The organism is Anaeromassilibacillus sp. SJQ-1 (assembly GCF_046693725.1).
GTDB lineage: Bacteria > Bacillota > Clostridia > Oscillospirales > Acutalibacteraceae > Anaeromassilibacillus.
The window spans coordinates 1-6,535 of sequence record NZ_JBKEIV010000002.1 but is presented as its reverse complement, the minus strand read 5'-3'; the positions used below and the strand labels follow the sequence as shown (position 1 = coordinate 6,535).

At 49.6% G+C, this 6,535-nt stretch carries 1 protein-coding gene; it reads right to left on the bottom strand.

Annotated elements, in window-relative coordinates; genetic code table 11:
• Window positions 1–121 precede the first annotated feature (121 nt).
• Window positions 122–4,576, bottom strand: coding sequence for a sugar-binding domain-containing protein (locus ACGCCZ_RS00165; RefSeq protein ID WP_411654997.1), 4,455 nt, complete (start codon window positions 4,574–4,576; stop codon window positions 122–124).
• Window positions 4,577–6,535 lie beyond the last annotated feature (1,959 nt).

Genomic DNA, 6,535 nt, shown 5'->3' with positions numbered 1-6,535 from the left:
TGTTATGTGCATCTACTCGTTCGGTTATGCCATGAACAATATTGACAGAACGACTACCATACTCGTGTAGAATTTTCGCATTTACGCGTGAAACGCTTTCGCGTTTTTCGTCGCTTCACGGTTAGACCTTTGAGTCATCCAAATAGACGCGGATTCTCGAGCCAACCGCCACAAAACGCATGCGGTGAGTCTCTCCTACTGCAATTGGAGCATCCACCTTGGCCAGTTCCGTCCAGCCATTGTGCATTCTGCCCACCTGGATATAGCCTTCGCCAAATCCTGCATAGTAGCCGTCTGCACCGTCCACATTTTCCAGATAATTGCTGCCGCGAATAATCAGACCCATGTTGCCATCCGTCCCGGGATTGACCTCAGTCAGTGTGATGTCCGCTTCTGCAACCAGATCGGTGGATTCGGTGTTGTTGATGATCGCTTTATTTCCCCAATCAGCTTCCATATAGAGATTGTTATTCTCATTGGAGCCGTCCCACAGTCCATCGGACTTCTGGGAATCGTTCGGCTGATTTTTGTCGCCTCTCATCAGGGTATAACGCTCGTCAAATGTCGGGTTCGGGCGGCCCGCTGTGGTGCCGGAACCAATGTTGAAGGAATCGGCGAACTGTACATCTGCCTGCATATCGCCAGAGGAAAGCACGTCATAGCTTTCCGGTGCAACGGTCAGGGTGCCGCCGATTGCCTGGGCAATACCGGAGAAGTCGCTGTAGTCGTATACATCGATAACCGGAACCGGATTGTTGTTCGCATAGACTGTGATATGGTCATCAAAGAAGGTCGCCTTTACACAGGAGGCGTCTGTATCTGCTGTTGCAAGCACAGTGCCGTCCACCTTGGAAAGGGTAACTTCATTTTCCGCCACATCAACCTTGTAACCGGTGTTTGCCTCTACATTGTAGCGGGCATAGAAGCTGCCTTCACTCTCGACGGTATAGTTGTCGCTCTCTGGAGTGACGGTTTCACCTGTGGTATCCGCCGGGTTCAAGATAACCATCGGATTGACGGCATAACGGCCGTTGCTTTCGTTGTAGATGCGCAGGCCATTTGCATTCTCTGCATCTTCTTTGACCGAATAGGAGACGGTGAAGGTGCTATTTTCCGCCAACTCTGCCTTGAGGACCTCCAGTACGGAGTCCGGAATGTCAAGGTTTACCAAGTAGCCATAGTTGCCAGCGCTGGAACCGTTGCCTTCGCCCGGCGTCAGTGTCAAGGTACCGCGAATGTCTCTCGGGTTATCCGGGAGGTAAACCGTACCTACTTCATGTCCATTGATGGAAATCGTCATATCGGACGGGCGTTCGCTTCCTACCGTTGTCTGGGAGAAAGCAGAATTGTCGATGCCGTGGTTGACAGAAGCATCCTTCAAGGAAGAAGCTTCCACAATCACACGCATGCTGTTCAGAACGTCCGCACCGATGCCTTCTGGCAAGATATAAGAATAGGTGATTGCGCCAACGCCGTCTTTAATGGTGTTGGAATCTGCGTTGGACTGGCGCAGGACGGCACTATCTTCGGTGAGGATACTGACCGGCGCGGTATCCTTGCCGTTGGTAACGATCACGTTGACAAAGTTCTTTGCAATTTTCTCGCCGTTGTTCTCGATCCAGACCGTAAAGGTGCCAACACACTTCTGGTTCGGGAGGGAGAAGGAGATGTCGTGCTGCTCGCGGGTATACGGAGCATAGTCCAGAGCGACTTCGCCGCTCTTGCCCGTAGTGATGTAGTTGCCATAAATGTCGGTTGCATCAAAGCGCCACTTGAGCACCGGATTTTCCAGCGTCTCGCCGGACCAGTTCATCGCCACAACCGGCGCTGTGTACTGGCTGCCCGGAGCTGCCTTGATCGCAGGATTGATGTCTACGCCGACATAATTGGGCTGGTTGAGATCCAAAATGGTCATGTCGCCGCCGTAAGCGACATCTTCATAGCCAAAGATCTTGTCGCGGCGGTCATAGGTCAGAACGCCGTTGCGCTCGTATTCAATGTCGTACGGCTCCGTATAGACAAAGCCGTTGAGTTTCTCATACTGACGCTGAATATCGGTCTGATACTTGAAGCACCAGGATACGTCATAATCGCCGTCAAAAGCAGCGACGCCGCCATATTCACTGTTGAGCCAAGGCTCGCTTTCTTGCTGGAACCCACCCCAGAAGTTGTTGGTGGAACCCGGATAGGTATTGCGCTCTCGGTCTGCCACGGTATCTTTGGAGCTCTGATACCCCTTTGGATACATATGGAACGTGTTGAGATCGGTCGGCTGGATATGGTCGTTGTTGCACGCGCTCATATCCTCGACCAACAGATGCGGATTGAGTTCCTTTGCCTTGTAATACAGATGCTGAATCCACTCGTTCGTGGTCATGCCGTCACTGGCCTTCTGGCCATTATGATCGATGCCCCAGGTTTCATTAAAGAGCATCACAGCGATGACGCACGGATGGTTGTAGTCGCGGTTGAGCATGCTCTCCAGAGCATATTCATACACCTCGCGGCCGGGAGTCTCGCCGCCATAGCTCTTTGCATTCATGTAAGTAGCGTGCGGCATATCCTGCCATACAAACATGCCGAGACGGTCGGCCCAGAAATACTGGAGCGGATCTTCAATCTTGAGGTGTTTACGGATCATGTTAAAGCCACGATCGCGCATTGCTTTGATGTCGTATTTCAGTGCTTCCTCGCTGGGAGCGGTATAAATTCCCTCTTCCCAGAAGCCCTGATCCAGCAAGCCGGAAAGGAACACCGGCTCGTTGTTGACATAGATGTACTCATAGTTTCTGCCGTCATACTTTTCAGTGCTGACCTTGCGCTGGCCAAAATACGTAGCCACGTTGTCCAGCTCTGTGTCGCCGTCAAGGAGACGAACGGTACCTTCATAGAGGTTCGGGGAATCAAAATTCCACAGTTTCTGGTCTGTAATCGCAATTGGGTCCAGAGAAACTTCATTTTCACCGGCCTTCAATGTGATCTGCTGTGTACCGCTAAATGTGGAGCCAGTTTCAATATTTTCGCCCTTTTCGTCGTCCCAAAGAACGCTCTTAAAGTCATAAGCGACTGTGACTGTCTTGTCTGCGTCGCTCTGAACTTTCAGATCGAACTGAACGGAAGAGTTGTCAATATCCGGATTTGCATGCGCATAATCCATATAGGTACTGCTCCGGCCTTCCAAATAGACGGTCTGCCAGATGCCACTGGTATGTGTATAGCCGCATGGAGCGTTATGTCCCTGCTTGCCAACCAGCGCCGGATACTCATCCTTGCCATAAGAGGCCTCATCATTCACCATCAAGGTGATCTTGTTGTCGCCGGCCTGTACATAATCGGTAATGTTGAACTCAAATGGGGTATAACCGCCCTCATGGTCGCCAACCTTTTGTCCATTTACATACAGGGAACAGAACCAGTCGACCGCTCCAAACTTCAAAAATACTTGCTCGCCATCGGCAACCCAGGAATCGTCCAAGTTGAGGTTACGCTGATACCATGCAGTACCGAGGTAAGAACCGTCCTCGATGCCGCTCGCCGGGGACTCCCACGGGAACGGGACATTGATCTTCAGTTCATAATCCTTGGACTCGAACCACTTCTCGTCCTCGCCCACCTTATTGGGGTCAAATTCAAAGTCCCATACGCCGTTGAGGTTCATCCACTTGTCGCGCTTCCAATCCGGACGGGGATGTTCGCTGCGGGCGACCTCGCTGCCGGAGGAGGAAGTAACCACGATATAGGAATCTGCATACTGGATGTACATGTCCTGGCTCAACTGAATCTTATAGGCTCCGGGTTTCAAGGTCTCCGGAACATTGACTACCAACTCGGTATCGCTGACAGAGACAACGTCCATGACAGCCTGCGGCTCCAAAGAGGACCCACCCAACGTCACCAGTTCTGCGGTAATCCCCTCAGAGAAATTCGAACCAGTGAGAGTGATTGTACCACCTAAACCTTCATCCTTGTCGAGCTGTGCATTGTCGGTATTTACGTCATCTACAAGCGGGCCGGCAAAATCTGCCGGAAGATAAAACGCAGAAGCCGGGATCTCGGTCTTTGCCATACCCTGGTCATTGGACCAACGTACATATACATGAGAGCCGCCGGTTGCTTCAAACCATTCCATCTTGAAATCATAAACCTGGCCAGCTTCCAGATGGATCGGAGCACTTGTTTGCTCAACATCCCACTGATTGACCCACCAATCGATGATCGGCTTCTCCATATCTTCTATATATAGACGGGCACCGTTGTCCGAATAGAAATAGAAGGTATATTCGCCTGTGGTCGGAGCCACTAAGCGGCCTGTCCAACGTGCGCCAGCCCAATCGCTGGCGCCGGTACGCTTGCTGAGCATGTTTTCTGTATCGCTAAACGCGATATCCGAGTCCACATAAATGCCTTTTAATGTTGTAAAAGGATAGCCGCTTGTATCCTGGACCAGATAGTATTCGCCCTGCAATCCATGATGTGTAAGCGGCTCCTCCACCTTTGGCGCAGCAGACGCCACAGGGGCTAGCATGGTAATGACCATCGCCAGAGAGAGAACGAGACTTAACAGCCTTTTTTTCATAAGCTCCTCCTTTGATAAACAGAATACTCTACTGTTTCCATGCTGTAACACAGTTAGGAAACATAGCAAATGCTGTGCGGTGTCCGCCATAGAAAAACATTTCACAGCAGACTCTGCCAGAGAATCGTTTGACGGTTCTTTGATCCTATATACCCCCTTTTGCCGCAACCGCCTATTGGCAGATATTTTATTGATGATAAAATTCTACACCGGATATTCTCGGAAGTATTTGTAATTTTTTAACTATTTGGTTCGATTTTTTGACGTTTCTATCCAAAATTAATTTGCTCTTGCATAAATAAAAGTAATGACACTCGCAAAGCATATTTCTATCGATTATGAGGCTTGGCCTTTCGAGTTTTCTTCATCTACAAATAGGCACTCTCGACCATGCCAGGTTTTGAGAAAACCTTATTTTTTTGCTCAATCTGTATCCAATACAAAAAATGAAAAAGGAACCCATTCCGGCCAAACCCGGAGTGGGTTCCTTTTCTAATGATTCCATTGTTTCCAGCAAGAGTGCGAAGCAATACTCGTTCATGAACGGCCCATTTGTTTTTTTAGAATGGTTCTTCGTATGTTTTTCTTCTATTTTTGGTATATCCTTTTACAAATGTATCCGCCATAGATAAGGAAGCTGATACTTGTCTTCTCCGCTGTGTTCCTTACAGACCTCCAAGCTAGGTCCTTGGCCACCAGCTTGACCGGATGTAATCCGCCTTCCTTCTGTTCAGAACAGGTCTGGTACTCAACCGATTGTAACCGTGCAGTGTTTGACCGCATTTTGGCCCGGCAATGTCGTGTAAACGCCCGTACTCTGGCCCGGTGGACGTACAGCGTCTTTCACTCCTATGGTGTTTCCTACGCTGGTTCTCTTCCCGCAGCGGTTGCTTAAAATCGAATAGCTGATGTCTACGGAAGTTCCTTGTTATTGACTGCTAGGCCTTGATTGGATACGAGCTACTTTCACTCTTTGTACAACGCGATTCCGGTATTTATCGATTATTACCGGATTTCTATGGTGGAAACAAACTTTATACAATCCCCAAGCATTTCCCCTTATCCTTCAACTGTTACTGTATAATATCGTCACCATACAATACATCCAATGCCTATAAAAAGTTTGACCCAACAGGAAGTTTTCGCATTTTCGTTTGCGAACTCTCCTGCTGGGTCATATGGGTGGAATATCTCTGCTTTAGCTTTCCTATGTATTTGCTCCTATGAGCGAATCATCAACATGTGATTAATATACATTTACATGTAGAAAAGCTATCCGTCAGAGACATTCCGTATTCTTTTTTCTTTCCAAGGCCTTATACCACCATCATCGTACAGTGTTTCACCACTTTCTGGCCCGGTAATGTCGTGTAGACGTTTGTATTCTAGCACAGGTAGACGCACAGCGTCTTTCGTACCCTCGTGTTTCCTGCGTTGGTTCTCTGCCAGCAGCGTTTACTTGATCGAATGGCTTATGTCATTCGCAAGTGTCCGCCATTCAACCAATGGTCACTGTACAGTGTTTCACCGCATTCTGCCCCGGCAGAGTCGTGTAGACGCCTGTGTTCTAGCCCGGTAGACGCACAGCGCCTTTCGCGCCTATGGCGTTCCTACGCTAGCTCTCTTCCATCCGTGATTCCTTGATCACATGACTTATACCCTTCACTGGTATCCGGCATTCAACCAATGGTCAACGTGCAGTGTTTCACCGCATTCTGTCCCGGCAGTGTCGTGTAGACGCCTGTGTTCTAGCCCGGTAGGCGCACAGCGCCTTTCGCGCTTATGGCGTTCCTACGCAGGTTCTCTTCCAGCAGTGGTTGCTGGATCGAATGGCTTATGCTCTTCACTGGTGTCCGGAATTCAACCAATGGTCACCGTGCAGTGTTTCACTGCATTCTGACCAGGCAGTGTCGTGTAGACGCCTGTGTTCTAGCCCGGTAGACGCACAGCGCCTTTCGC